Raw genomic sequence first — 25115 nt, forward strand, 5'->3', positions numbered from 1 at the left:
GCTCATATTAAGGTTAAATAAAGCACAGGTTAATAAATAAGGCGGTGAGGTAATGAGATTACAAGGTTTAATGAATCCTTTAAAAAAGAGTAAGGATTTTATTGGAATAAAGAATGCAATTGATGATAGAGTCTTTCCTATAGGTATATTTGGTGCGTCTGAATCATCTAAGAGCTACATAATAGATGGTATTTATGAAGAGATAGATAAACCTATTTTTATATTTACTCATAGTGATATGGAGGCAAAGAACCTATATGAGGATATGAATCTATATATAAATGAGGTTTATTACTTCCCGGCTAAGGATGTAGTTTTTTATAATATAGATGCCATTTCTGGAGATTTAAGATGGGCAAGACTTAAGGTTATAAAGGAAATGCTGAGGCCCGGGAAGAAAATAGTTATTTCTTCTATTGATGCCATAGCTTCATTATATACTCCAAGGGAGCTCTTCGAGAACCATAGCTTTACCATAAAGCTAGGAGACAAGGTAGACTTTAAAGTAATAAGTGAGAAGCTTATAGAGTCTGGCTATGAAAGAATGGACATGGTAGATGGTAAAGGACAGTTCTCTCTAAGAGGCGGTATCATGGACATATATCCTCCTGATATTGCTGCGCCTTATAGGATAGAGCTTTTTGATGACGAAATTGATTCAATAAGAACCTTTAATACGGAAACACAAAGAAGTATTGAAAAAATACAATCAGCAGATATATTTCCGGCAAAAGAAATAATCCTTGATAAAACTATCATAGATAAAGCTTATAAAAGCATCAGTGAAGAGCTGGAGACATTTATTTCTAAGCATAAGAATTCTAAGGATAAGGAAATGGTTGAAAAGCTTTCTGCTATCTCTAAAGCTAACCTTGAGAGCCTTAGAGAAACATGGTCCTTTGAAACAATAGACAGCTATCTACCCTTCTTTTTTGATAAAGCACAGACTCTCCTGGATTACATGGAGGATGCTTATGTAATAATTGATGACAGCAAGAGATCCTCTGGAAAGCTTGATAGTACCTATTATGAATTTGAAGAAAATTATAAGGCATTTCTTCAGAGGGGAGACATACTTCCTTCCCAAGGAAAGCTTCTGATATCTAAGGAGGAGCTCTTAGAAATTCTTGAAGGAAGAGAGACTATTGTTTTAGATACCATAGCTAAATCAACGAAGTTTCTTCCTCCTAAAAGAATTGTTAGCTTTTCTGCAATAACTCCTACCAGCTATCATGGACAGCTGGAGATACTTATCGAGGATATTAAGGATAAGAAAGCTAGAGGCTATAGAACACTGATACTTTCTGGAACGAGGCCTAGAGGAGAGAGGCTTGTGGATACTCTCAGAGATAGAGGTATTGAAAGTGTTTATAGAGACATTGTTCAAGATATAGCCTTGGGTGAGGTGGTTATAACCTTCGGTAATCTTTTAAAAGGCTTCGATTTTCCAGAACTTAAGCTTTGTGTAATTTCTGATAAAGAGGTATTTGGAGAATCAAAGAGAAAGCTTAAAAGAAAAGCTTCTACCAAAAAGGGAGTTGCAAAGATAAAGAGCTTTGCAGAGCTAAAGCCTGGGGATTATGTAGTACATGTTAATAATGGAATCGGTGTTTATAAAGGAATAAAGCAAATTGAGCTCCAGGGACATAAAAGAGATTATCTAGATATTGAATACGATAAGGGAGATAAGCTTTATGTACCGGTAGAACAGCTGGATTTAATTCAAAAGTATATTGGTGGTGAAGGAAAGTCCCCTAAGGTTAATAAGCTGGGAGGCTCTGAATGGACAAAAGCTAAGGCAAAGGTTAAAAAATCTATCAATGAGATTGCTGAAAATTTAGTAAAGCTTTATGCTGCCAGAACAACTGTAAAAGGCTATAAATTTTCAAAGGATACAGAGTGGCAGAAACAATTTGAAGATGAATTCCCTTATGAGGAGACCCCTGACCAGCTTACTTCCTTAGAAGAGATTAAAGAGGATATGGAGTCGGATAAGCCTATGGATAGGCTCCTCTGTGGAGATGTAGGCTATGGAAAAACAGAGGTTGCCTTAAGAGCTGCTTTTAAAGCAGTTATGGATGGAAAGCAGGTTGCTCTGTTAGTGCCTACTACCATACTTGCTGAACAGCATTATAATACCATGACAAAAAGATTTTCTGATTTTCCTATTAAGGTAGATATGATCAGCCGTTTTAGGAGTGCAGCTCAGCAGAAAAATACTCTAAAGGCTTTAAAAGAAGGAAATGTTGACATCCTGGTTGGTACTCATAGGCTTGTGTCTAAAGATATTCAATTTAAGGATCTTGGTCTTCTTATTGTGGATGAAGAACAGCGCTTTGGTGTAGCTCAGAAGGAAAAGATGAAGGAGCTTAAAAAGAATGTGGATGTACTTACGCTCAGTGCTACTCCTATTCCAAGGACCTTAAATATGTCCCTTACAGGAGTAAGGGATATCAGTGTCATAGAAACCCCTCCTGAGGAGAGATATCCTATACAGACCTATGTGGTAGAGTTTAATGACCAGCTCATAAGAGATGCAATCCTCAGGGAGATAAACAGAGGCGGTCAGGTCTTCTTTGTATATAATAGGGTGGAGGATATTAAGAATATGGCAGGCTTCCTTCAAAATCTTATTCCAGAAGCTAGGATAACTGTTGCCCATGGCCAGATGTCAGAAAAAGAGCTGGAGAAGGAAATGCTTGCTTTCATGAATAAGGAGTTTGACGTGCTCCTGTGCACTACTATCATAGAGACGGGAATCGATATTCCCAATGTAAACACTATGATAGTCCAGGACTCGGATAAGCTTGGCCTATCGCAGCTATACCAGCTGAGAGGAAGGGTTGGAAGATCTAATAGAATAGCTTATGCCTACTTTGTATATAGAAAGGATAAAATTCTTACAGAGGTTGCTGAAAAGAGACTTAAAGCCCTTAAGGATTTCACAGAGCTGGGTTCAGGCTTTAAGATAGCAATGAGGGATTTAGAGATAAGAGGAGCAGGAAACATGATGGGTTCCTCGCAGCATGGACACATGGCTGCTGTAGGCTATGACCTTTACTGCAGGATGCTTGAGGATACAGTAAAGCTTATTAAAGGTGAAATTGAAAGAGAGCCCGTGGAAACCACTGTGGATTTAAAGGTAGACGCCTTCATACCAGCAGGATATATACCTGATGAAATACAAAAAATCGAGGTATATAAGAAGATAGCAGCTATAGAGAGCAAGGATGACTACATGGAGGTTAAGGAAGAGTTGGAGGATAGATTCTCTTATATACCTCAAAGCGTTTATAATTTAATGGATATTGCCTATATCAGAAGCAGAGGTAAGCTTCTGGGTATGGAGGAAATAAAAGAGAAAGCGGAAGAGGTTACCTTCCAATTTGAAAGCAGAGACCGGGGAGATCAGAATATATTCAAGGCTCTTCTAGATAAATATCCCAAGAAAATTATATTTAGGTTTGGGGAAAAACCAGCATTTTCTTATAAGCTCAAGGAAATAAAAAGGGAGGATATGCTTCCTATTTTCAAGGAGCTCTTAGAATTCATGCTCTCAAGGCGGGAATCCTCCGAAAAATGATTTGAATTTATGATGAGATATTGTTATACTAATTATTGTGTTTCCAATTACTGTTTAAAATGAATAGAAAAATCATCTAAATTTAATATATAATTTTAAGCTCCTTTGCTTAAAACTATTATCGGAATCGGAGGAAATGAATTGAAAAGATTAAAGATGTTGGTTAGTGCAGCGATAGTTGGGGTAATGGCCCTTTCTATAGTAGGTTGTGGTCTCGTTGAGAAGACACCAGAGGCAAAAGAAAAGACTGTCCTCGCTACTGTGGATAAAGAGAAGATTACTAAGGCAGATTTAGACAAAGCCATGATTTCAATAACAGACTATCTAAAGTATTCTTTAGGTGAGGATTACCTTTCTAGTGAAGAAGGCAAATCTGCTTATTTAACCTATGCTGAGTCTAATTTAGATGTGCTAGTTGCTCAAGAGGTGCTCCTAAAGAAGGCAAAAGAGATGAAATTTGAAGCTACTGATGAAGAGGTTCAGACCATGGTGGAAGAAACCAAGGCTACCTATGAGTCAGAAGAGGATTATCAAGAGGTATTAAAGACTTTAGGCTTTACTGATGAGACTGTACTGGACTACTTTGAAGAGCAGATTATCATGAGTAAGCTCCTTGATGATATGTTTAAGGATATTGAGGTTAGTGATGATGAAGTAAAAGCTTACTACGATGAGCATAAAGAAGAGTTTACTCAAAATCCTGGTGCTAATATGGCTCATATTCTAGTGGCAGATGAAGCGACAGCTAAGGAAGTAAAGACAAAGCTTGATAATGGTGGGGATTTTGCTGCTTTAGCTGCAGAATATAGCTCTGACGGATCTGCTCAAAGTGGCGGGGAACTAGGCTTTGTTACTTATGAGAACTCTGGTATGATTGCCGAGTTTATAGATGCAGCTAAAGTTATGGGAGAAAATGAAATTTCTGATCCTGTAAAGTCTCAGTATGGATATCATATAATAAAGACTACAAATTTAGTAAAAGAAGCAACGGTTACTCCATTAGAAGATGTGTCATCTGAAATAAAAGAATCTCTTTTAGAAGAAAAGAAAAATGCTCTTTACACTGAAAATCTTGAAAAGTGGAAAAAAGAGTATAATGTTAAGACTTATCCAGAGAAGATTGAAGAATTAATAAGTGAAAAATAAAAAGATGCCATAGAGCAATGCTCTATGGCATCTTTTTATTATGGTGTAGAATATTCCCACTATATAAATAAAAAGTACAAATGTGTATAAAATTTCATCCTCTTCAAATAATATATGTACAGTTAAATCATTTTGTTGATGATAAGGAGGAAGATTTACCATATGAAAGCTACAGGTATTGTGAGACGAATTGATGATTTAGGAAGAGTTGTTATACCAAAAGAAATTAGAAGAACCCTCAGAATTAGAGAAGGAGATCCTCTTGAGATATTTACCGATAGAGAAGGGGGGGTAATTCTAAAAAAATATTCTCCTATTGAGGAGCTTACTGATTTTTCAAGAGAATACGCTGAAGCACTTCAGCAGACCATAGGACATATAGTAATAATATCTGATAAGGATGCTATTATTTCAGTGAGTGGAGCATCAAAGAAGGATTACCTGGAAAAGAAAATCAGTAAAGAGCTAGAAGAAGTTATAGAAGGAAGAAAGACTGTTATCTTAGGAGAAGGAGGATCAAAGACTATATCAATATATAGCGATGAGGAAGCCGGTGGCAAGTATGGTAATCAAGTAATTTCCCCTATAATCACAGAAGGAGATGCCATAGGAGCGGTTTTAATATTGTCCAAAGAGCCTGGAGAAAAATTAGGAGAGGTTGAAAGCAAGCTTGCTGAAACAGCTTCAGTTTTTTTAGGGAAACAAATGGAACAATAGTACCTGCAAGTGAGATAAGCTTCTATTTATAATGTTTTTATAACATATATGGAATAATACCTCCGTATTATAAATAAAAATTATTATTATCTATAAAATACGGAGGTATTATATGAAAAAGCAATCCTTAGTGAAAGGAACCATAATTTTAGGCGCTGCAGGGATTTTTGCAAAGTTTTTAGGCATTTTCTTCAGAATCCCCCTAGTTATGCTTATAGGGGATGAAGGGGTTGGTTATTATCAGATGTCCTATCCTCTGTATATGTTTATAATATCAGCGGCAACAGGAATACCCGTGGCTGTTTCTAAATTAGTATCAGAAAGAAATGCTGTAAATGATATAGAAGGTAGCTTTCAGGTCTTAAAAGAAGCTCTCAAGCTAATGGCGTTTTTAGGGACAGGTATCTCATTGTGCCTAATTATATTTGGAAAACCAATTGTAGAGTTTCTTAAGTGGGATGATAAAGCTTATCTGTCCTTGCTGGGTGTAGCTATGGCACCTATGCTCATATATATAATGGATGCATTTCGTGGTTTTTTTCAAGGTCAGCAAAATATGAATTCCACTGCTGTATCTCAAATAATTGAACAGGCTGGTAGGGTAGTTTGCGGTGTTGGACTAGCTATCTTTCTTTATCCAAAGGGAATAGAATATTCTGCAGCAGGAGCGGCTTTTGGGGCGGTAATAGGAGGGCTTTTGGGTAATATATACCTTATTTTGAATTATATATCCTTTAAAAAAATCCTTAATGGCTTAAGAATCAGAGGAAGTGCTGCAGTATTAAACAAGCTCATTAAAATAGCTGTTCCTGTGTCCTTAGGAGCAGCTGCTTCTAGTATCGTAACCTTAATTGATTCAGCCTTAGTTCCTCAAAAGCTCCTTCAAGGAGGCTTCACCCAGACTCAGGCCACGGTTATGTTTGGACAAATGACCGGTAAGGCTTCGGTGCTGATAAATATACCCCTGACCCTGTCCATGGCTTTAAGTGCTGCAATAATACCAATAATAGCTGAGGCATACAGTCTTAATGATAAAAAGGAGCTGCAGAACAAAGTGAATACTGCTTTAATGCTCTCTGCTGCTATTGCTCTTCCCTGCACACTTGGTATGTATTTTTTAGCTAGACCTATTCTTGACCTGGTTTTTCTGGGGAATACTGATGGATATTTAATATTAAAATATCAAGCTATAAGTATACCCTTTATTGTTCTAGCTCAGGCAACCACATCTATACTACAGGCCTCAGGACATTATATAAGACCGGTAATTAATCTTCTTATAGCTTGTGCTGTGAAGGTCCTTCTTACTATCGCATTGGTTCCTATAAACAATATTAATATTTATGGAGCTGTAATAGCTTCTATCATAGCTTATGTCACTGTGGCTATATTGAACACTGTTGATGTTAAAAGAAAGCTTAAGGTTACTATGGATTTCTATAAATTATTCATTAGGCCATCCTATGCCTCTGTGGTAATGATAGCTTCAGTATTGTTTGCTTATGGAAAGCTCCTGACTTTAGATATTTCTGCCAGAATATCTTGCGTAGCTTCCATATTTATAGGTATTATTGTATATGGAATATTTATTATGATATTCGGTGTAATAGAATATGGTTATTTAGTAAATAAGGTTAATAATAGGAAAAGATAAGAATACTCGTAATAAAAGGAGGAAGCCTATGATAAATATAATAGGCTTAGGACCAGGAGCACCAGAGGCTCTTACCCTAGGCAGCTTAAGGCTCTTAAGAAGCTCAAAGAATAATTATTTAAGGACAGAAAAGCATCCTACTATAGATTTTTTAGAGGAAGAGGGAATATCCTTTGAAACCTACGATTATGCCTATGATAGGTTTAAGAGCTTCGATGAGGTTTATGAGTTTATCTCAGAGGATATCATAAAAAAATATAAAGAAGAAGGAGAGCTTGTTTATGCTGTTCCTGGCCACCCCTTGGTAGCTGAGAAGTCTGTAGAGCTTATTATAAAGAAGGCTGAGAAGGAAGGCATACCTGTAAAGGTGGTGCCTGCCGTGAGCTTTATTGATGCTGTATTAGAGGGACTTAAGGTGGACCCTATTCAAGGTTTAAAAATAATTGATGCCTTTGATATATCTAATCAAATTCCTGATAAGAGGGTTGGAACGGTAATAACTCAGGTTTATAATCACTTTATTGCTTCTGAGGTTAAGCTGAGGCTCTTGGAATTCTACAAGGATGAAACAGAAATATACTTTGTTCGCGCTGCAGGAATTGAGGGAGAGGAAAGTATAAGGCTCATAAAGCTTTATGAGCTGGATTGGCAGAAGGATATAGATTATTTGACCTCCTTATATATACCCAGGGATCCAGAAAATAATAAGGATTTTTATAGCTTTGTTGAGATAGTGGAAGTGCTCAGAGGACCAGGGGGATGTCCCTGGGATAGAGAACAGACTCATGAGAGCCTTAAGAAGGCATTGGTAGAGGAAAGCTATGAGGTTATAGAAGCTATAGAGGAAAAGAATGAAGATATGCTGGTAGAGGAGCTGGGAGATTTGCTCCTTCAGATTGTATTTCACAGCTCCCTAGGAAAAGATGAAGGTTATTTCACTATAAATGATGTTATTGAGGGTATCTGCAATAAAATGATATATAGACATCCTCATGTCTTTGGAGAGACTTCTGCCAATACATCAGAGGAGGTCCTAGAAAACTGGGAAAAACTAAAAAAGGTAGAACAGGGCTTGAAAACCCATACAGAAGCCCTAGAACACGTAGCGAAAAGTCTTCCAGCAATAATCAGAGCAGAAAAGGTTCAAAAGAAGGCTGCTAAGGTAGGTTTTGATTGGGATAGTGTAGAGGAACCATTAAATAAAATATTTGAAGAAGCATCAGAGCTTAAAGATGTATATAAGTTACAAAACAAGGCAAAAATACTAGATGAGATGGGTGACTTATTATTCGCTGCTATTAATGCATGTAGATTTTTAGGCGTAGATGGAGAAGAAGCTCTTAATCATACCACTGACAAATTTATCAGGAGATTTTCTTATATAGAGAAAAAAGCCATGGACCTTGGACTTAAACTGGAGTCCATGATCCTCAAGGATATGGATGTGCTATGGGATGAGGCAAAAAACCTAGAAAAAAACTAAAAAATAAGAAGGATTTTTATTAAAGGTGGAGAATAATAGTATTTATTACATAGGTATTTTTGTGTCTTTGTTATCCTGAGGTAAAAGTTTTAGTAATAACTATTCACTTTTGGGTATTTAGTGTATAATAGGATAATGATTCATATTAATACATAGTATCAAACTATAGGATTAAAAATTCAATAACTCAATATAAGGAGGATGTTACTATGAATAAAGCAGAATTAATATCAAGCATTGCTGATAAGAGCAAGTTATCCAAGAAGGATGCTGAGGCAGCCTTAAAGGGACTTATTGAAAGTGTTCAAGAAGCATTAGAGAATGGTGAAAAGGTTCAATTAATTGGTTTCGGTACTTTTGAAACAAGAGAAAGAGCTGCTAGGGAAGGTAGAAACCCTAGAACTAAAGAAACTATAACTATTCCTGCTTCTAAGGTTCCTGTATTTAAAGCTGGTAAAGAATTCAAGGATAGAGTTAATAAGTAGTCCCTATCCTCTAAAGAACTGCTTGTAATAGAATAAACTTCTATTGTAAGTAGTTCTTTTTAATATTGTAAGAATAGCAGGATATAATAGTAATTCTAGCTAGGGTGGAAATAATATTTGAGTTTGTGAGGTGTCTTAAATGAGGTTAGATAAATATTTAAAGGTTTCAAGAATAATAAAGAGAAGAACAGTAGCTAAGGAAGCCTGTGAAAGTGGAAGGGTATCTATCAATGGGAAGGTAGCAAAGCCTGGTACAGATATAAAAGAAGGGGATATTATCGAAATACTTTTTGCTAATAAGAGCCTGAAGGCTAAGGTGATAAACATTTCTGAGCATGTGAGGAAAGAAGCTGCATCTTCTATGTATGAGATTTTAGAGGGAGAAGAGGACGAAGAATAATAGCTTTTTATTTTTTTTGCTGTTATATACCAAATATTTACTTCATATATTGATATAGGAGTAAATAGGAGGTTTTCTTAAATGGAGAGTAAGAAGGATATTAAGATTGAAGAAAAAAAGAGTAGCTTAGCCCTAGATAGCAGAAAAAACCTAACTCTAAATGGTGTAATTGAGGTAATTAGCTTTGATGAGGAAAAGATACTTTTAAATACCTCTGTTGGTATGTTAACAATAAAGGGGCAGGAGCTCAAAATGAATAAGCTGGATGTGCAAAACGGAGATATTGCCATAACTGGAGTAGTGGATTCCTTTACTTATAGTGGCCTTAAGCCAAAAAAGGACGAGGAAGGAATACTTAAAAAACTATTTAAGTAGGTGATTATATGGTTATACCTATCAGCATGCAGTTCAGGATAATAATGTATAGCTTTATGGCAGGACTTATGACAGGTTTTATATTTGATATATATAGAATTATTAGGGGCAGAAAGGTGATTAAATACATAGTATTTATTGAGGACTTACTCTTTTGGATATTATGCAGTTTAGTTGTTTTTGTGTTTTTGTTATATACTCAGTTTGCAGTACTGTCCGTATATGTTTATATATACCTAATTCTTGGAATAATATTTTATCTATGGTTTTTCAGTAATTTCTTTTTTAAGATTGAGAAAAAAGCAATTGAATTTTTATGGAAATTTTTTAGGGTTTTAATAAAGTTCCTTATATATCCTTTTAAAATTATTTTTTACAGACAAAAGAATTGTGATTAGGATTGTAAATTATATAACAGCATTTCCTATCTATTCAAAAAAATATAATATTTATTTTTCTATAGAATGCAAATAAAACTTGAATTAAAAGCCGATTCATCATACAATAAACTTGAAATAAATTATATTTCTATACTTAGGAAGTGATAAGCATGAAAAAAAATAAAAGAATTAAAAATGTAATAATAGGCTTCATGCTTGTAGTACTAGCTTATAACGTTATTAATCAGCAAATAGCAATGAAGAGAATTGAGAAGGAATTTAGTGAGAAGAAGGAAGAACTCCAGCTATTAAAGATTGAAAACGAAAGGCTTACAGAAGAAGTGGAAGCTTCGGAAACAGATCCTTCCTACATGGAGAGATTGGCTAGAGAAAAGTTAGGGCTAGTAAAACCTGGCGAGGTTACAATAATTGACTCTCAATCTGATTCCCAGTAAAAGTATATCTATTGATGCGGCGTCCTATTGGCCTCAGCAGCTATATTTTTATTTATATATACCGTTTATAAAGGTCAGATATATATAAATAATTTTATCATTATATAACATATTATATTTAAAATTTTTAAGGAGGAATCTTTTTAACATGACCTTAGTGGCAGGAAACATTTTAGAAGGAACAGTGGTAAACATTACTAATTTTGGTGCGTTTGTAGAAGTGGAGGGCAAAACAGGACTAGTCCATATTTCTGAGGTAGCAGATTCATTTGTAAAAGATATAAGACAGCATCTTAAGGAACAGGATAAGGTCAAGGTAAAAGTAATATCTATAGATGACAACGGGAAAATAAGTCTTTCAATTAAACAGGCCAATATTAAGAAAAAGTCTGTAAAGCCTGCTGAATTTGATTGGAATAATGAAAAGAAAAGCAATAATGCAAATAACTTTGAAGATATAATGTCCAAGTTTTTAAAGGACAGTGAAGAAAGATTACAAGACGTTAAGAAGAACCAGGATTTAAAGGGTGGAAAAGGTTATAGCAAAAGGAATTTTGGCTAATTAATTATAAAATTCTTCAGCCTCTTATAAATTATAAGAGGCTTTATTATTTGGTTTTAACTTTAAAAAAGCGGTTACCAACATGTGGAATAAAAATATTTGATATAAAGTTGTTGACAGTATTCCAAACATGTTTTATAATAAATCTTGTCGCTGGTCAAGTGACATGCTGAAGTGGCGGAACTGGCAGACGCACAGGACTTAAAATCCTGCGGTGGTTAAACACCGTACCGGTTCGATTCCGGTCTTCAGCACCATAATATCGCGGGGTAGAGCAGCTGGTAGCTCGTCGGGCTCATAACCCGGAGGTCGAAGGTTCAAGTCCTTCCCCCGCAACCATTAATTTTTAGAACTTTTTTATAAAAAAGTTCACTAATTAACATGGCGGAATAGCTCAGCTGGCTAGAGCATTCGGTTCATACCCGAAGGGTCGTAGGTTCAAGTCCTATTTCCGCTACCATCTGCTGAAGTGGCGGAACTGGCAGACGCACAGGACTTAAAATCCTGCGGTGGTTAAACACCGTACCGGTTCGATTCCGGTCTTCAGCACCAATAATATCGCGGGGTAGAGCAGCTGGTAGCTCGTCGGGCTCATAACCCGGAGGTCGAAGGTTCAAGTCCTTCCCCCGCAACCATTATTTTTTAGAGCTTTTTATATAAAAAGCTCACAATTATTTTATGGCGGAATAGCTCAGCTGGCTAGAGCATTCGGTTCATACCCGAAGGGTCGTAGGTTCAAGTCCTATTTCCGCTACCATGTAAGGATCTTCTTTTATAGAAGGTCCTTTTATTTTTTTAATAGATATTTTGTAGTATTACGGAGGGGGATAAAATTATTCCAAATACTTATCTACTAAAAGTAAAATATTATCCTTTATACCGACATAATATAGTTATGCACAAAATCTATGTTTTTATCCACAATTTACCAGTTAACCTTTATTTTAAAGGGGGTAAGCTTGTGGATACATTTTTTTGATAAAAATTCTTGATAGATACCAGTAAAGAAATATATGGCAGTAGGGGACGTTAGATAGTAAATTAGTGAAAATGCTGTCCAAAGAAAAATAAATTATCTCCACTTAATTTACATTTATTACCAAATGGAATTGTTATAATTTATATAGTTTAAATGATAGTTAAGCAGGGGGTAATTTAATGCAGTATGGGGTGGAGTGTAATACTTATAAGAGGGTTCAGAAGGAAAAGAAAAAAGGGGAGTATAGCAGTAAGTATATTGATTATGGAATTATTGGATATGTTGTGCTTATGATTTTAATAAGCAGGGTTAGCTTGGTTAACGAAAGCTCTCCCTTTGGAATTGCGCTACTCATGGCAATAGCTCTATATAAGGATAAAAAAACTGTAATACTAGCTACTGCAGGAGGTATGGTAGGCTACATAACTATGCTGAGCTATAATCAGGGAACAAGGGTGTATTTGATATATACCTTGTCCATAGGGGCGGCACATTTTATTATTAAGAATTTTAATAGAAGGGCTAAGGTTATTTTTTTATTTGTTCTATTGATTATGGAAGGAGTACTGTTTAATGTACTATTAAATGGGTACTCTTACACTGTAAGTTTAACAGATGCTTTTTTAAATATTATTGTGGTGCTACCTATATTATATGTATTTAAGTATGGAATCAATTGCTTTGAAGAGCTTAACACTAAGCATCTATTCAATAATGAAGAGATAATAAGTATGGCTATAATCGTTGCAATTGCTGTTTCAGGCTTAGGGGGACTATCGGTATTTGGTGTAAGCATAAGAAATGTCATAGCTCTAACCCTCGTAGTATTTATAGCTTATATAAATGGAAGCTCTGTGGGAGCGGCAATTGGAATTGCCGCAGGGCTCATTCTTGGGATTTCAGATAATAATATTTATATTTTTATAGGAGTCCTTGGCTCTTGTGGATTTATTACTGGGCTGTTTAGGGAACCAGGAAAGCTAATGGCTGTATTATCCTATCTGATATCCTTTAGTCTTCTAAGGTTCTATTCAGGGGCTAATGATGAATTTATTCTTATGGAGGCGCTTGTTTCAGCTGCGATATTTATTACAATTCCCAATAAATTTTATAATGCAATGATCTTTGAGTTAGATTTTGAAAAAAAGCAGCAGCTTATTAACGATAATCATCTAGCAAAGGTAAAGGAGGTATTTACCTTAAGGCTTAAAGGCTTTAATGATATTTTAACCTCCATGGCAGAGGTATTAAATGGCTTTATGGATAATGAAAAGCTATTGCTAAAAGGAAAGAGCAGTGGACTTGTGGAGAATTTAGCAGATAGAGTATGTGCTACCTGTGATATGAGGCATTTATGCTGGAAAAGGGAATTGCACCTTACCTACACTGCCTTTTCTGAGCTTATTGAAAATTATTATAATAAAAACCCAGAGGTACCCAAGGAAATAGAAAGAAAATGTATTAAGAAGAGCGCTTTATGTAGAGAAGCAGAAAGCATAGTTAATAGTTATATTGTCAATGAAATGTGGAAGAGTAGACTCGCAGAAGGAAGAAAGATTCTTGCAGGTCAGATAAGTGGCATGTCAGGAACCATAGGGGAAATTGTTCATGACTTTGATAGGGAGGTAGTGTTTAATCATGAGGTGGAGAAATCCCTGATTAAAGCTCTTGCCCGGAGTGGTGTAAGGTATTATGATATATTCTGCTTTTCTGATAAGAAGGGACGGCTGAACATAAAGCTATCTATGGAGGAATGTGAAGGTGCACAGCTATGCGTGAAAAAGCTTCTTCCTATAATTAATCAGTGCGTAAATAAGACCATGTGTCTGGGCGAAGAAGGCTGTTCTATTGATGGAGGAAGCAAAAGATGTTCAGTAATTTTTCAAGAAACACCGAAGTTCCATATTTCTACCTATGCAGCAGCAGCCTGTAAGCAGGGAGAAACTTCAATAGGAGACAGCTACAGCTTTAGCAGGACTAAAGAGGGTAGCTATGTAACGATTATCAGTGATGGAATGGGTTCTGGTGCCGATGCTGGAAAGGATAGCAGAGCTGTAGTTGATATCGTAGAGAAATTTCAAGAAGCTGGCTTTAACACCATAACGGCGATAAACACTGTTAACTCCATTATAAGCATGAAGTTTGATGAAGAGGAAAAATTTTCTACCCTTGACCTTAATACCATAGATTTATATACCGGTGATGGAGTATTTATGAAGGTAGGAGCAGCTCAAAGCTATATAAAGAGAGGGAAAAACGTAGAGGTGATTAAATCTAAAACACTACCCATAGGTGTATTAGAGAAGCCGGATGTGGATATAATTCAAAAGAAGTTCAAAAATGGTGATATAATAGTGTCCATCAGTGATGGTATAGTGGATCTGAAAAGCAAAAGCTATTCCAGCAGCTGGTTGGAGGATTTTCTCCAGGAAACAAAAAATGCTGACCCCAAAGTCCTGGCCTCAGAGATATTAGGGAAGGCTAGGGAATTATCCAAGGAAAAGCCTAAGGATGATATGACGGTGTTAGTCTCAAAGGTATATAGCATTTTTAACTGAAACCTATATTCCCGGTATTCCGTATACCGGGTTTATTTTATGAAAATTAAGCTACCATAGCATTTTATTGATAAGTAAATTAATAATTATACCTTATATTGTTATGCGAATTATTTAAAAGAATTAAGGAATAAATTTCGTTATTAGTTGCTTTTATGATATAATTATACGACTGAATATCTATTGAAGATAGGTGTGAGAATGTTGATTAATAAGGTTTTAAACTATATTTTAGAAAATAAGATGATAACAAAAGGGGATAAGGTACTGATAGCTCTTTCCGGCGGACCGGATTCCGTAGCTATGACCCATATTCTTTACCAGCTCCAAAGTAAACTGGATTTTACCTGCTATGCAGCTCATGTGAATCACTGCCTTAGAGGTGAAGAGGCTGACAAGGATGAAGCTTATGCATCAGATTTATGCAAAAGTCTTAATATACCCTTTTACTCTAAACGGATAGATATTAATGCTTTGGCTAAGGCGAGAAGCATATCCCATGAAATGGCTGGAAGAGAAGCCAGATACGAATTTTTTAATAATTTAAGGGTTAAACTGAAGTTAGATAAGATAGCCCTTGCTCATAATGCCAATGATCAGGCGGAAACAATTCTTATGAGAATAATGAGAGGTACAGGTCTTGAAGGACTAGGCGGAATTCAAGCGGTAAGAGAGGGAGTGATAATTCGCCCTATTTTATCTATTACAAGGGAAGAGATTGAGGAATACATAAGCAGCAATTCATTACAGCCGAGAGTTGATAAAACTAATCTCCAGGATATATATACTAGAAATAAAATCAGGCTGAAGCTCATACCATATATGAAGGAGAATTTTAACGAAGAAATTATTTCTGCTTTATGTAGGCTGGGAGAATTAGTAGAGGCAGATAATGAGTATTTACAGCTAGAGGTAGAAAATAAATACCAGGAGCTTTCTAGGCAGGTAGGCGGAAGGGTGTATCTATCTACTGATACCTTTAACTTACATATAAGCCTTCTGAGAAGGGTTATTAAAAAGGCTTGTGGATCTGTCAAGGGTAATGAACTGAACATTAATAAACAACATATAGATAGTATAATAGAATTACAAAGCCTTGGAACAGGTAAGGCTATCACACTACCTGAAGGAATAAGGGCAATAAATGAATATGGAGAAATTTATTTTACAAAGATAGAAGATAAGCGTAATAAGATTAATAAGATTCAAGATAATTCCAAGGAGTGTAATGAGCTTATAATAAAGCTAGTAGATATAATGGATGAACTTCAAAGGGGAGCGGTTAACTTTTACTCACAGAGATATAAAGCCTCATTGACCCTTAAGCTCATAGAAAAGGAAACAGATATTAATCCTAAGAGCTTTCGAAACATCAAGTTTTTCGATTTTCATAAGATTAAGGGAGATATTAGCCTTAGAAGTCGAAAAGAGGGGGATAGATTTAATCCTCTAGGGATAAAGGGCAGTAAAAAAATTAAGGATGTTTTTATAGATTTAAAGATACCAAGAGAGAAGAGAGAGGAACTGCCTCTTCTGTGCTTTGGGGAGGATATAGCCTGGATAGTTGGTTATAGGATAAGCGATAAGTTCAAGGTAGATGAAAAAACTACAAAAATACTTCAGATTAACATTGAAAGAGAGGAAAAGAAATGAGAAACGATTTTAAGGAAATTTTATTCACTGAGGAAGAAATTTTAGCTAAGGTAAAAGAAATGGCAGCGAAGATTTCGGAGGATTATTCCGATGGTAATTTAGTAGTGGTAGGAGTGCTGAAGGGCTCAGTGGTATTTACCTCTGATCTTCTAAAATACATAACTGTTCCCTGTGTTTTAGATTTTATGGCCGTATCTTCCTATGGACTTTCCAGTGAAAGCTCTGGAATAGTAAAGATAATAAAGGATTTAGACTATGACATAGAGGGTAAGGACCTGCTTATTGTTGAGGATATAGTGGATACAGGTACCACCTTAAAATATTTATTGGAGTACTTAAAGGCTAGGAAAGCAAAGAGTGTAGAAATAGCATCTCTATTGAATAAGCCTGCCAGGAGAAAAGCTGAAATAGATATTAAGTACCTTGGATTCAATGTACCAGACGAATTTATAGTGGGTTATGGTATTGATTATGCTGAAGGATATAGAAATGCTCCATATATAGGTGTTTTAAAAGAGGAAATTTATAAATAATTAATACTATTCTTTGTTGTAAAGAAAATACCTATATGATAGAATTTTAAGGTAACTAGAAAGAGGGGGGGCCCAATATATGAAAAAATTTTCCAGTGCTACAGCTTGGATACTTGTTTTAGTCATGGTTGTATTAGCAGCTTACGCTATAGTTGATAAAGGGAATGGAAATAATGTCATTGCCTTCAACGAATTCCAACAAAAATGGCTTAACGATGAAGTAAAGAGCATAGCTTTTGATGAAGAAAATATGGTTGTTGAAGGAACTTTTACTGATGGGAAAGCCTTCTCTACAAACGTTATTGGAGAAAGATACGTTCAATTTATTTCTGAAAACCCAAATACAGCTGTAGTTGAGACCTATGTGCCTCCAACTAGCGTACCAGCTTGGATACAGCTGATTCCTACGGTGCTTTTAATAGTAATGCTTCTAGCCTTTTGGTTTTTCTTTATGCAGCAGTCCCAAGGAGGCGGTGGGAACCGAGGAGTTATGAACTTCGGAAAAAGCCGAGCAAAGATGGCTACACCGGATAAGAGAAGGATTACCTTTAATGATGTGGCAGGTGCTGATGAAGAAAAAGCAGAGCTTGCAGAAATAGTTGACTTTTTAAAACAGCCTAAGCGCTATATAGATATGGGAGCCAGAATACCTAAAGGAATACTTTTAGTAGGTCCTCCGGGAACAGGTAAGACTCTTCTGGCAAAGGCAGTAGCGGGAGAAGCTGGTGTGCCTTTCTTTACAATTTCAGGATCGGATTTTGTTGAAATGTTTGTAGGTGTTGGTGCTTCCAGGGTTAGAGATCTCTTTGAACAGGCCAAAAAGAATGCAGCATGTATAATTTTTATTGATGAAATTGATGCTGTTGGTAGACAAAGAGGTGCTGGCCTTGGTGGAGGACATGATGAAAGGGAACAGACCTTAAATCAGCTCCTTGTTGAGATGGATGGTTTTGGTGTTAATGAAGGCATCATAATGATAGCTGCTACTAACAGACCTGATATATTAGATCCAGCTCTTTTAAGACCTGGTAGATTTGACAGGCAGATAGTAGTTGGTGCACCAGATGTTAAGGGAAGAGAAGAAATTCTTAAGGTTCATACTCGCAATAAGCCTCTAGACGAAGGGGTTGACCTAAATGTACTAGCAAAAAGAACTCCAGGCTTTACTGGAGCAGATATTGAAAATCTTACTAATGAAGCTGCTTTGCTGTCAGTTAGAAGAGAGAAAAAGATAATTGGTATGAGTGAAATGGAGGAAGCGATTACCCGTGTAATTGCTGGCCCTGAGAAAAAGAGCAGGGTTATCAGCGAACATGATAGAAAGCTTACTGCCTATCATGAGGCAGGGCATGCAGTTGTTATGAAGCTGCTACCTAACGCTGATCCTGTTCATGAGATAAGCATAATACCAAGAGGTATGGCTGGAGGCTATACTATGCATCTTCCTAAGGAGGATAGATCTTATACTTCTAAATCTAAGCTTAAGGATGATATGGTTGGTCTTCTAGGTGGTAGAGTTGCTGAAAAGCTCATCATGGGTGATATAAGCACTGGTGCCAAGAATGACATAGACAGGGTAAGTAGTATTGCCCGGGCAATGGTCATGGAATATGGTATGAGCGACACCCTTGGCCCTATAGCCTTTGGTTCAGATCATAATGAAGTCTTCCTTGGCAGGGATATAGGAAGAGGTAGAAACGTAAGTGAAGAAGTAAGCTCTCAGATAGATAGGGAAGTTAGAGGTCTAGTAGATGAGGCTTACAAATCAGCAGAAAAGCTTCTTTCAGAAAACCTATCTAAGCTTCATGCTGTAGCCCAGGCTCTACTTGAAAAAGAAAAGATTGAAGCAGAAGAATTCTATAGGATTTTTGATAATTCATAAACGCCAATATTGGCGTTTATTTTTTTAAGGAGGAGAAGTTGTTAAAAATGAATGAATGGTAAATTAATAAAAATGGATAATAAATTATATTTTTATCACTTTATTCGTTAATATATATAAGCTATAATGATTATATGCTGAAAATTAGGACAAGTAATAAATATTAACGGTGATTAATTTAAATATGTTTAATGGAAACCTTTAAAATTTTTATTTTAATATATGAAATATGAAGGAGATGAAGAGATATGAAAACAGATATTGAAATTGCACAATCAGCAAAAATGGAGCCTATAGTAGAGGTGGCTTCTAAATTAGGACTATCACCAGATGATATTGATTTATACGGAAAATATAAATGTAAGATATCCTTAGATGTTTATGATCGTTTATCAGGAAAAGAGGACGGAAAGCTTGTATTAGTTACTGCTATTAACCCTACACCTGCTGGAGAAGGAAAATCCACAGTGACAGTAGGTCTTGGTCAAGCGCTCAATAAAATAAATAAAAAGGCAGTAATAGCCTTAAGAGAGCCTTCCCTCGGCCCTGTCTTCGGCGTAAAGGGAGGAGCTGCTGGTGGCGGTCATGCTCAGGTTGTTCCCATGGAGGATATAAATCTTCATTTCACTGGAGATATGCATGCCATTACTGCAGCCAATAATTTAATATGTGCCGCTATTGATAATCATATACATCAAGGTAACTCTTTAAAGATAGACGCTAGAAAGATAACCTTTAAAAGAGTTATGGATATGAATGATAGAGCCCTAAGAGATGTAGTGGTAAGCCTTGGAGGTAAGGCTAATGGCTTCCCAAGACAGGATGGCTTCATGATAACTGTAGCCTCAGAAATAATGGCTATTCTATGCTTATCCCATGATCTTATGGATCTCAAAAATAAGATTGGTGATATTGTTGTAGGCTATAATCTTGATGGAGAACCTGTTTATGTTAAGGATCTTAATGTTCAAGGAGCAGCAGCTCTTCTTATGAAGGAAGCAATAAAGCCAAATCTAGTTCAAACCTTAGAAAATACTCCAGCTATAATCCATGGAGGTCCTTTTGCTAACATAGCTCATGGCTGTAATAGCCTTATTGCCACGAAGACAGCTCTTAAGCTTGGAGAATATGTAGTTACCGAAGCAGGCTTTGGAGCCGATTTAGGTGCTGAGAAGTTCTTCGATATTAAATGCAGAATTGGTGGCTTAAAGCCTAACTGTGTTGTTCTAGTTGCTACCTTAAGAGCAATAAAGCATCACGGAGGAGTGGTGAAAGGAAAGCTCAATGAAGAAAATCTTCCTGCTGTTAAGAAGGGCATAGAAAACCTAGAAAAGCAGATTGAAAATGTAAAAAAATATGGTGTACCTGTAGTTGTTGCGGTAAACAAATTCATTACAGATACTACTGAGGAAATAAATTTCATAAAGAGCTTCTGTGAGGAAAGAGGAGTAAAAGCAGTGCTTACAGAGGTTTGGGAAAAAGGTGGAGCAGGTGGGGTAGAGCTTGCTGAAGCAGTAGTAGCTGAGGTGGAAAATGGAGCGTCAAACTTTAAGGTGTTATATGATGAGAATCTTTCTTTAAAGGAAAAGATTTCAGCTATTACAAAGGAAATCTACGGCGGAGAAGGGGTAAATTATACTCCTCAGGCTGAGAAGCAAATTGATGAGCTAGAAAGATTGGGACTGGATAAAAAGCCTATCTGTATGGCAAAGACACAGTATTCTTTGTCAGATAACCCTGCTCTTTTAGGTAGACCGTCTGAATTTAAGGTTACAGTTAAAGAGGTAAGAGTATCTAATGGAGCTGGCTTTGTAGTTGTTCTTACAGGAGATATAATGACTATGCCAGGACTGCCAAAGGTTCCTTCCGCTGAAAAGATAGATATACTGCCTAGCGGTGAGATTGTAGGTTTATTCTAATTATATAAATATAATTAAAGCTGATTATTTTCCTAAGACCGTCCTATACCTTATGGGATGGTCTTTTTATAAGTAAGGATAATTTATTTTTAAGAAAATTTCATGTATTTATTAAGTTAGGCAGTTTGAACCTTGACATATTAGGATAAATTGTTAAAATAAAGTTGTTAATTTCATATATAGGTAAGTGATCTAATCTCTGTTTAGAAACCTTAAATAAGGATTAGCTTATTTATACCTTTTATGAGTAGATTAAAAAGGGCAGCTAAAAGGCTGCTTTTAATGTGTTTAATGGAGGATTAGCTTATGTTATTGCTTATAGATGTAGGGAATACAAATATAGTTATAGGGCTTAATAAGCAGGGAGAATTTTTAAACCGGTGGAGATTATCTACCGATGGAAATAAAACCTCGGATGAATATTCAATAAGCCTTATGCAGTTATTTTACCAGTATAACCATAATCCTGAGGAAGTGACAGGAATAATTATTTCTTCCGTTGTGCCTAACATAATGCATTCGTTAGAAAATATGGTAGAGAAGTGCTTTCATAGAAAGCCTTTGATTGTAGGGCCCGGAGTTAAAACTGGGATTAATATAAAGTATGATAATCCTAGAGAGGTGGGAGCTGATAGAATTGTAAATGCAGTTGCAGCTCATGAAAAGTATAATAGATCTCTTATAATTATTGATTTTGGAACTGCTACAACCTTCTGTGCCGTGACAAAGAAGGGGAATTATCTAGGGGGTAATATTGTTCCTGGAATAAAGATTGCTTCTGATGCTTTATTTCAGAGAGCTGCAAAGCTACCTAGAATTGAGCTGGAAAAACCACCAACACTCATATGCAAAAATACTGTAGCCAGCATGCAGGCAGGAATAATATATGGTTATATAGGCCAGGTAGAATATATAATAAATAAAATGAAAAAAGAAATGGTTGAATTAGGTGAGGAAGAGCCGTATGTAATTGCTACAGGAGGGCTTGCAAATCTAATATTTAATAATACAGAGGTTATTGATGAGGTTTCTCCCCTTTTAACCCTAGAAGGCTTGAAGCTCATCTATGAAAAGAACATGGAGCAGAGCCTATGAGAATAGGTGACCTTACTTTTGCTAACAATGTATTTCTTGCCCCCATGGCAGGTGTTACGGATTTACCCTTTAGAATTTTGTGCATGAGTATGGGCTGTGGCCATGTATTTACGGAGATGGTAAGTTCTAAGGCACTATTTTATGGAAGTAAAAATACTGAAGAGCTTCTAATAATAGATGAGCAGGAGGCGCCAGTAGCTGTTCAAATCTTTGGGAGAGAGCCTGAAATAATGGCAGAGGTGGTGGAAAAGCACTTTAATCCAAGAAAAGATATATCTATAGTTGATATTAATATGGGATGTCCTGTGCCTAAGATTGTAAAAAATGGTGAGGGATCCGCCCTGCTGAAGGAACCAGAGCTTGCTGCAAGGATTGTCTCTGAAATAAAAAAGGTGAGTAATAAGCCTGTAACTGTAAAGTTTAGAAAGGGTTTTACCTCTCAAGATATCAATGCTGTAGACTTTGCTAAGGCCATGGAGGCTGCCGGTGCCGATGCTGTAACAGTCCATGGAAGGACTAGAGAGCAGATGTATACAGGAGAGGCAGATTGGGATATAATAGCTAAGGTCAAGACTGCTGTTAATATACCTGTCATTGGTAATGGTGATGTTTTTTCTTCAAAAGCTGCCACATTGCTATTTGATAGTACCGGCTGCGATGGAGTAATGGTGGCTCGTGGCTCTCAGGGAAATCCGTGGATTTTTAGAGAAATACAGGCTAAGGTTAATGGCGAAGAATATAGTGAGCCTACCTACAAAGAAAGAATTGAACTCTGTATAAGGCATTATAAGCTTTCCTTGGAGTTTTATGATAAAGGAAAGGCTGTTAGAGAAATGAGAAAGCATATAAACTGGTATCTAAAGGGAATACCTAATTCAGTTCAAATGAAGGAGCTCATTAATAGAGAGAGCGAAGCTGAAAGGGTAATAGAGCTTTTAAAGGAATATAGCATTAGTTTATAAATATAGTACAAAAGAGTTGTTATTTTATCTATTATAATAGAATAAAATAGGGTATAATTAAAAATATTTTGGCAATAATGAAATCTATTGTTAAAACCTATTGATTTAATTTATATAAATGATACAATGGTGTGGTTATAATATCAATTGACAAAGATATTTTACTGAATTATAATAGTTAAAATATTGGACTAGACATATATAATTAATATATCTAAACCGTTTAAAGTTTGAAGGGGAGAATAAAATGAGTGAAGCAAAGAAGTATATAATGACTTATGAAGGTGTTAAAAAGCTGGAAGAAGAGCTTGAGCATCTAAAAACTGTAAAGAGGAAGGAAATAACCGAAAAGATTAAGGTTGCTTTAGGTTATGGAGACCTTAGTGAAAACTCAGAGTACGATGAAGCTAAAAATGAGCAGGCATTTACAGAAGGAAGAATAATTCAGCTGGAAAACATGCTTAAGAATGCTGAAGTAGTAGATGAAAATGATATATCTACTGATGTAGTTTCTATTGGCTCTAAGGTAAAGGTTAAGGATTATGAATTCGACGAAGAAGTTGATTATACAATAGTTGGTTCTGCTGAAGCAGACCCAATGGAATTTAAAATATCAAACGAATCCCCAGTGGGCAGAGGTCTTATGGGGAAAAAGGTCGGAGACGTAATTGAGGTAACAGTTCCAGGCGGAGTAAATAAGTTTGAAGTTCTGGAAATCAGAAGAGAGTAAGGAGGAAGTTTCTGTGGCAAAGGAAGAAAATAATATAGCTAATTTAGAAGAACAGTATAGCGAGCAAGAGGCTTTAAGAAGAGAAAAGTTAGCCGCTCTTCAAGCAGAGGGAAAGGACCCTTTTGATGTGTATAAGGTTAACAGAACTCATAATTCAAAAGAGATTAAGGAGAATTATGCACGTCTTGAAGGCAGTACTGTAACTATTGCAGGAAGATTACTTTCTAAAAGAGTTCAGGGAAAGGCTGGCTTTGCTGATATCCATGATAGAGAAGGAAAGATGCAGCTATTTGTTCAAATAAACAATATAGGTGAGGAAAAGCATAAGGCTTTTAAGACTCTTGATTTAGGAGACTGGATTGCTGTAACTGGTGAAGTTTTCACAACAAAAACAGGAGAGATATCTGTAAAGATTTTCGACTATGAGCTCATATGTAAAGCTCTTAAGCCATTACCAGAAAAGTGGCATGGTCTAAAGGATCCTGATTTAAGGTACAGACAGAGAGAAGTAGACATCATAACTAATTCAGAGGTTAAGGAAACCTTCCTTAAGAGAAGCAGGATAATTAAGGCTATTAGAGAATTCTTGGATGATAAGGGCTATTTAGAGGTTGAAACTCCTATTCTTTCTCCTATAGCAGGAGGAGCAGCGGCAAGACCATTTATAACTCACCATAATGCTCTAAATATAGATATGTATCTCAGAATTGCCACAGAGCTATATCTTAAGAGATTAATAGTAGCAGGCTTTGAAAAAGTATATGATATGGGTAAGAACTTCAGAAATGAAGGTATTGATGTTAGACATAATCCTGAGTTCACTATGATTGAACTTTATGAGGCTTATGCAGATTACTATGACATGATGGAGATTACTGAAAATCTTATAGCCTATTCCTGTGAAAAGGTAAATGGCACCACAAAGGTTACCTATCAAGGAACAGAGATAGATTTTGCTCCACCATGGAGAAGGGTAACTATGGCTGATGCAGTAAAGGAATATGCTGGCATAGATTTCTCACAGATAGCTACTAATGAAGAAGCTCAAGCTATAGCTAAGGAAAAGCATCTTCAATTTAAGAAGGATTTAAAGAATGTAACTAAAGGTGAGGTATTAAATGCACTCTTCGAGGAATATGCTGAAGAGCACATGATACAGCCAACCTTTATAATGGACTATCCAGTAGAGATTTCTCCTCTTACTAAGAAGAAGAGAGGAAATCCTGAGTTCACTGAAAGATTCGAAGGCTTTGTCTTCGGAAGAGAAGTATGTAATGCCTACTCAGAGCTCAATGATCCTATAGTTCAAAGAGAAAGATTCAATCAGCAGGCTAATGAAAGAGAGCTTGGTGATGATGAAGCTTATGTAATTGACGAGGAGTTCATGAGTGCCCTAGAAACAGGTATGCCTCCTACTGGTGGCTTAGGAATTGGTATAGACAGAATCATAATGTTCTTAACAGATTCTGCATCTATAAGAGATGTTATACTCTTCCCAACAATGAAACCTACTGATAATTAAATTATTTGCCCCCGATCCATAAGATCGGGGGCTTTTACTTGA

At 36.2% G+C, this 25115-nt stretch carries 20 protein-coding genes and 6 tRNA genes; all 26 read left to right on the forward strand.

The features are described 5' to 3' along the window. Positions 1-52 precede the first annotated feature (52 nt). The 26 genes from mfd (at position 53) to lysS (ending at position 25073) form a co-directional block, all read left to right on the forward strand. The gene (gene mfd / locus ACPWSR_RS10540; protein ID WP_426348200.1) at positions 53-3583 is read left to right on the forward strand and encodes a transcription-repair coupling factor; all 3531 of its coding nucleotides are present in this window, start codon (positions 53-55) and stop codon (positions 3581-3583) included. Positions 3584-3724: 141 nt separating this feature from the next. Then, positions 3725-4729, forward strand: coding sequence for a peptidylprolyl isomerase (locus tag ACPWSR_RS10545; protein ID WP_426348201.1), 1005 nt, complete (start codon positions 3725-3727; stop codon positions 4727-4729). A 162-nt stretch (positions 4730-4891) separates the two neighbouring features. Further along, entirely contained in the window at positions 4892-5446 is a 555-nt protein-coding gene (gene spoVT, locus ACPWSR_RS10550) for a stage V sporulation protein T (RefSeq protein ID WP_426348202.1), read from the forward strand. A gap of 112 nt (positions 5447-5558) precedes the next feature. Then, positions 5559-7100, forward strand: a complete 1542-nt coding sequence (locus ACPWSR_RS10555) for a putative polysaccharide biosynthesis protein (protein ID WP_426348203.1) — start codon at positions 5559-5561, stop codon at positions 7098-7100. 28 nt (positions 7101-7128) lie between these two features. Continuing rightward, positions 7129-8583, forward strand: a complete 1455-nt coding sequence (gene mazG, locus ACPWSR_RS10560; protein WP_426348204.1) for a nucleoside triphosphate pyrophosphohydrolase — start codon at positions 7129-7131, stop codon at positions 8581-8583. Positions 8584-8765: 182 nt separating this feature from the next. Continuing rightward, positions 8766-9068: an HU family DNA-binding protein gene (locus ACPWSR_RS10565; RefSeq protein WP_426351376.1), complete on the forward strand. Its 303-nt coding sequence runs from the start codon at positions 8766-8768 to the stop codon at positions 9066-9068. Between the two features lie 139 nt (positions 9069-9207). Beyond that, a complete protein-coding gene (locus ACPWSR_RS10570; RefSeq protein ID WP_426348205.1) occupies positions 9208-9468 on the forward strand; it encodes an RNA-binding S4 domain-containing protein in 261 nt (86 codons plus the stop codon). 81 nt (positions 9469-9549) lie between these two features. Further along, entirely contained in the window at positions 9550-9843 is a 294-nt protein-coding gene (yabP, locus tag ACPWSR_RS10575; RefSeq protein ID WP_426348206.1) for a sporulation protein YabP, read from the forward strand. A gap of 26 nt (positions 9844-9869) precedes the next feature. After that, on the forward strand, positions 9870-10241 hold the full coding sequence (yabQ, locus tag ACPWSR_RS10580; protein WP_426351377.1) for a spore cortex biosynthesis protein YabQ: 372 nt from the start codon (positions 9870-9872) through the stop codon (positions 10239-10241). A 152-nt stretch (positions 10242-10393) separates the two neighbouring features. After that, positions 10394-10678, forward strand: a complete 285-nt coding sequence (locus tag ACPWSR_RS10585) for an FtsB family cell division protein (RefSeq protein ID WP_426348207.1) — start codon at positions 10394-10396, stop codon at positions 10676-10678. Between the two features lie 148 nt (positions 10679-10826). Continuing rightward, entirely contained in the window at positions 10827-11240 is a 414-nt protein-coding gene (locus tag ACPWSR_RS10590) for a S1 domain-containing RNA-binding protein (protein WP_426348208.1), read from the forward strand. Positions 11241-11408: 168 nt separating this feature from the next. Continuing rightward, positions 11409-11497: transfer RNA gene (locus ACPWSR_RS10595), tRNA-Leu, on the forward strand. A gap of 6 nt (positions 11498-11503) precedes the next feature. Next, positions 11504-11579 (forward strand) — tRNA-Met (locus ACPWSR_RS10600). Positions 11580-11623: 44 nt separating this feature from the next. Beyond that, positions 11624-11700, forward strand: a tRNA-Met gene (locus tag ACPWSR_RS10605). 3 nt (positions 11701-11703) lie between these two features. Further along, a tRNA-Leu gene (locus ACPWSR_RS10610) sits at positions 11704-11792 on the forward strand. 7 nt (positions 11793-11799) lie between these two features. After that, positions 11800-11875, forward strand: a tRNA-Met gene (locus ACPWSR_RS10615). A 45-nt stretch (positions 11876-11920) separates the two neighbouring features. Continuing rightward, positions 11921-11997, forward strand: a tRNA-Met gene (locus ACPWSR_RS10620). Between the two features lie 401 nt (positions 11998-12398). After that, positions 12399-14777 carry a stage II sporulation protein E gene (gene spoIIE / locus ACPWSR_RS10625; RefSeq protein ID WP_426348209.1) on the forward strand — a complete coding sequence of 793 codons (2379 nt, stop codon included), beginning with the start codon at positions 12399-12401 and terminating at the stop codon, positions 14775-14777. Between the two features lie 201 nt (positions 14778-14978). Beyond that, complete coding sequence (gene tilS / locus ACPWSR_RS10630; RefSeq protein WP_426348210.1) at positions 14979-16430, forward strand: tRNA lysidine(34) synthetase TilS; 1452 nt, start codon at positions 14979-14981, stop codon at positions 16428-16430. Then, positions 16427-16963 (forward strand): hypoxanthine phosphoribosyltransferase, encoded by a 537-nt coding sequence (gene hpt / locus ACPWSR_RS10635; protein ID WP_426348211.1) that lies wholly within the window; start codon positions 16427-16429, stop codon positions 16961-16963. Before tilS ends, hpt begins: the two co-directional genes overlap by 4 nt. A 79-nt stretch (positions 16964-17042) precedes the next feature. Beyond that, positions 17043-18845 (forward strand): ATP-dependent zinc metalloprotease FtsH, encoded by a 1803-nt coding sequence (gene ftsH / locus ACPWSR_RS10640; protein WP_426348212.1) that lies wholly within the window; start codon positions 17043-17045, stop codon positions 18843-18845. Between the two features lie 248 nt (positions 18846-19093). Continuing rightward, on the forward strand, positions 19094-20764 hold the full coding sequence (locus ACPWSR_RS10645) for a formate--tetrahydrofolate ligase (protein ID WP_426348213.1): 1671 nt from the start codon (positions 19094-19096) through the stop codon (positions 20762-20764). A gap of 306 nt (positions 20765-21070) precedes the next feature. Then, the gene (locus ACPWSR_RS10650) at positions 21071-21859 is read left to right on the forward strand and encodes a type III pantothenate kinase (RefSeq protein WP_426348214.1); all 789 of its coding nucleotides are present in this window, start codon (positions 21071-21073) and stop codon (positions 21857-21859) included. Next, entirely contained in the window at positions 21856-22821 is a 966-nt protein-coding gene (dusB, locus tag ACPWSR_RS10655; protein WP_426348215.1) for a tRNA dihydrouridine synthase DusB, read from the forward strand. Before ACPWSR_RS10650 ends, dusB begins: the two co-directional genes overlap by 4 nt. A 247-nt stretch (positions 22822-23068) precedes the next feature. After that, on the forward strand, positions 23069-23551 hold the full coding sequence (greA, locus tag ACPWSR_RS10660) for a transcription elongation factor GreA (protein ID WP_426348216.1): 483 nt from the start codon (positions 23069-23071) through the stop codon (positions 23549-23551). A 13-nt stretch (positions 23552-23564) separates the two neighbouring features. Continuing rightward, positions 23565-25073 carry a lysine--tRNA ligase gene (lysS, locus tag ACPWSR_RS10665; protein WP_426348217.1) on the forward strand — a complete coding sequence of 503 codons (1509 nt, stop codon included), beginning with the start codon at positions 23565-23567 and terminating at the stop codon, positions 25071-25073. Positions 25074-25115 lie beyond the last annotated feature (42 nt).

The sequence above is a fragment of the Alloiococcus sp. CFN-8 genome (assembly GCF_049943125.1).
In the GTDB taxonomy this organism is placed as follows: Bacteria; Bacillota; Clostridia; order Clostridiales; family Clostridiaceae; genus JAEXZL01.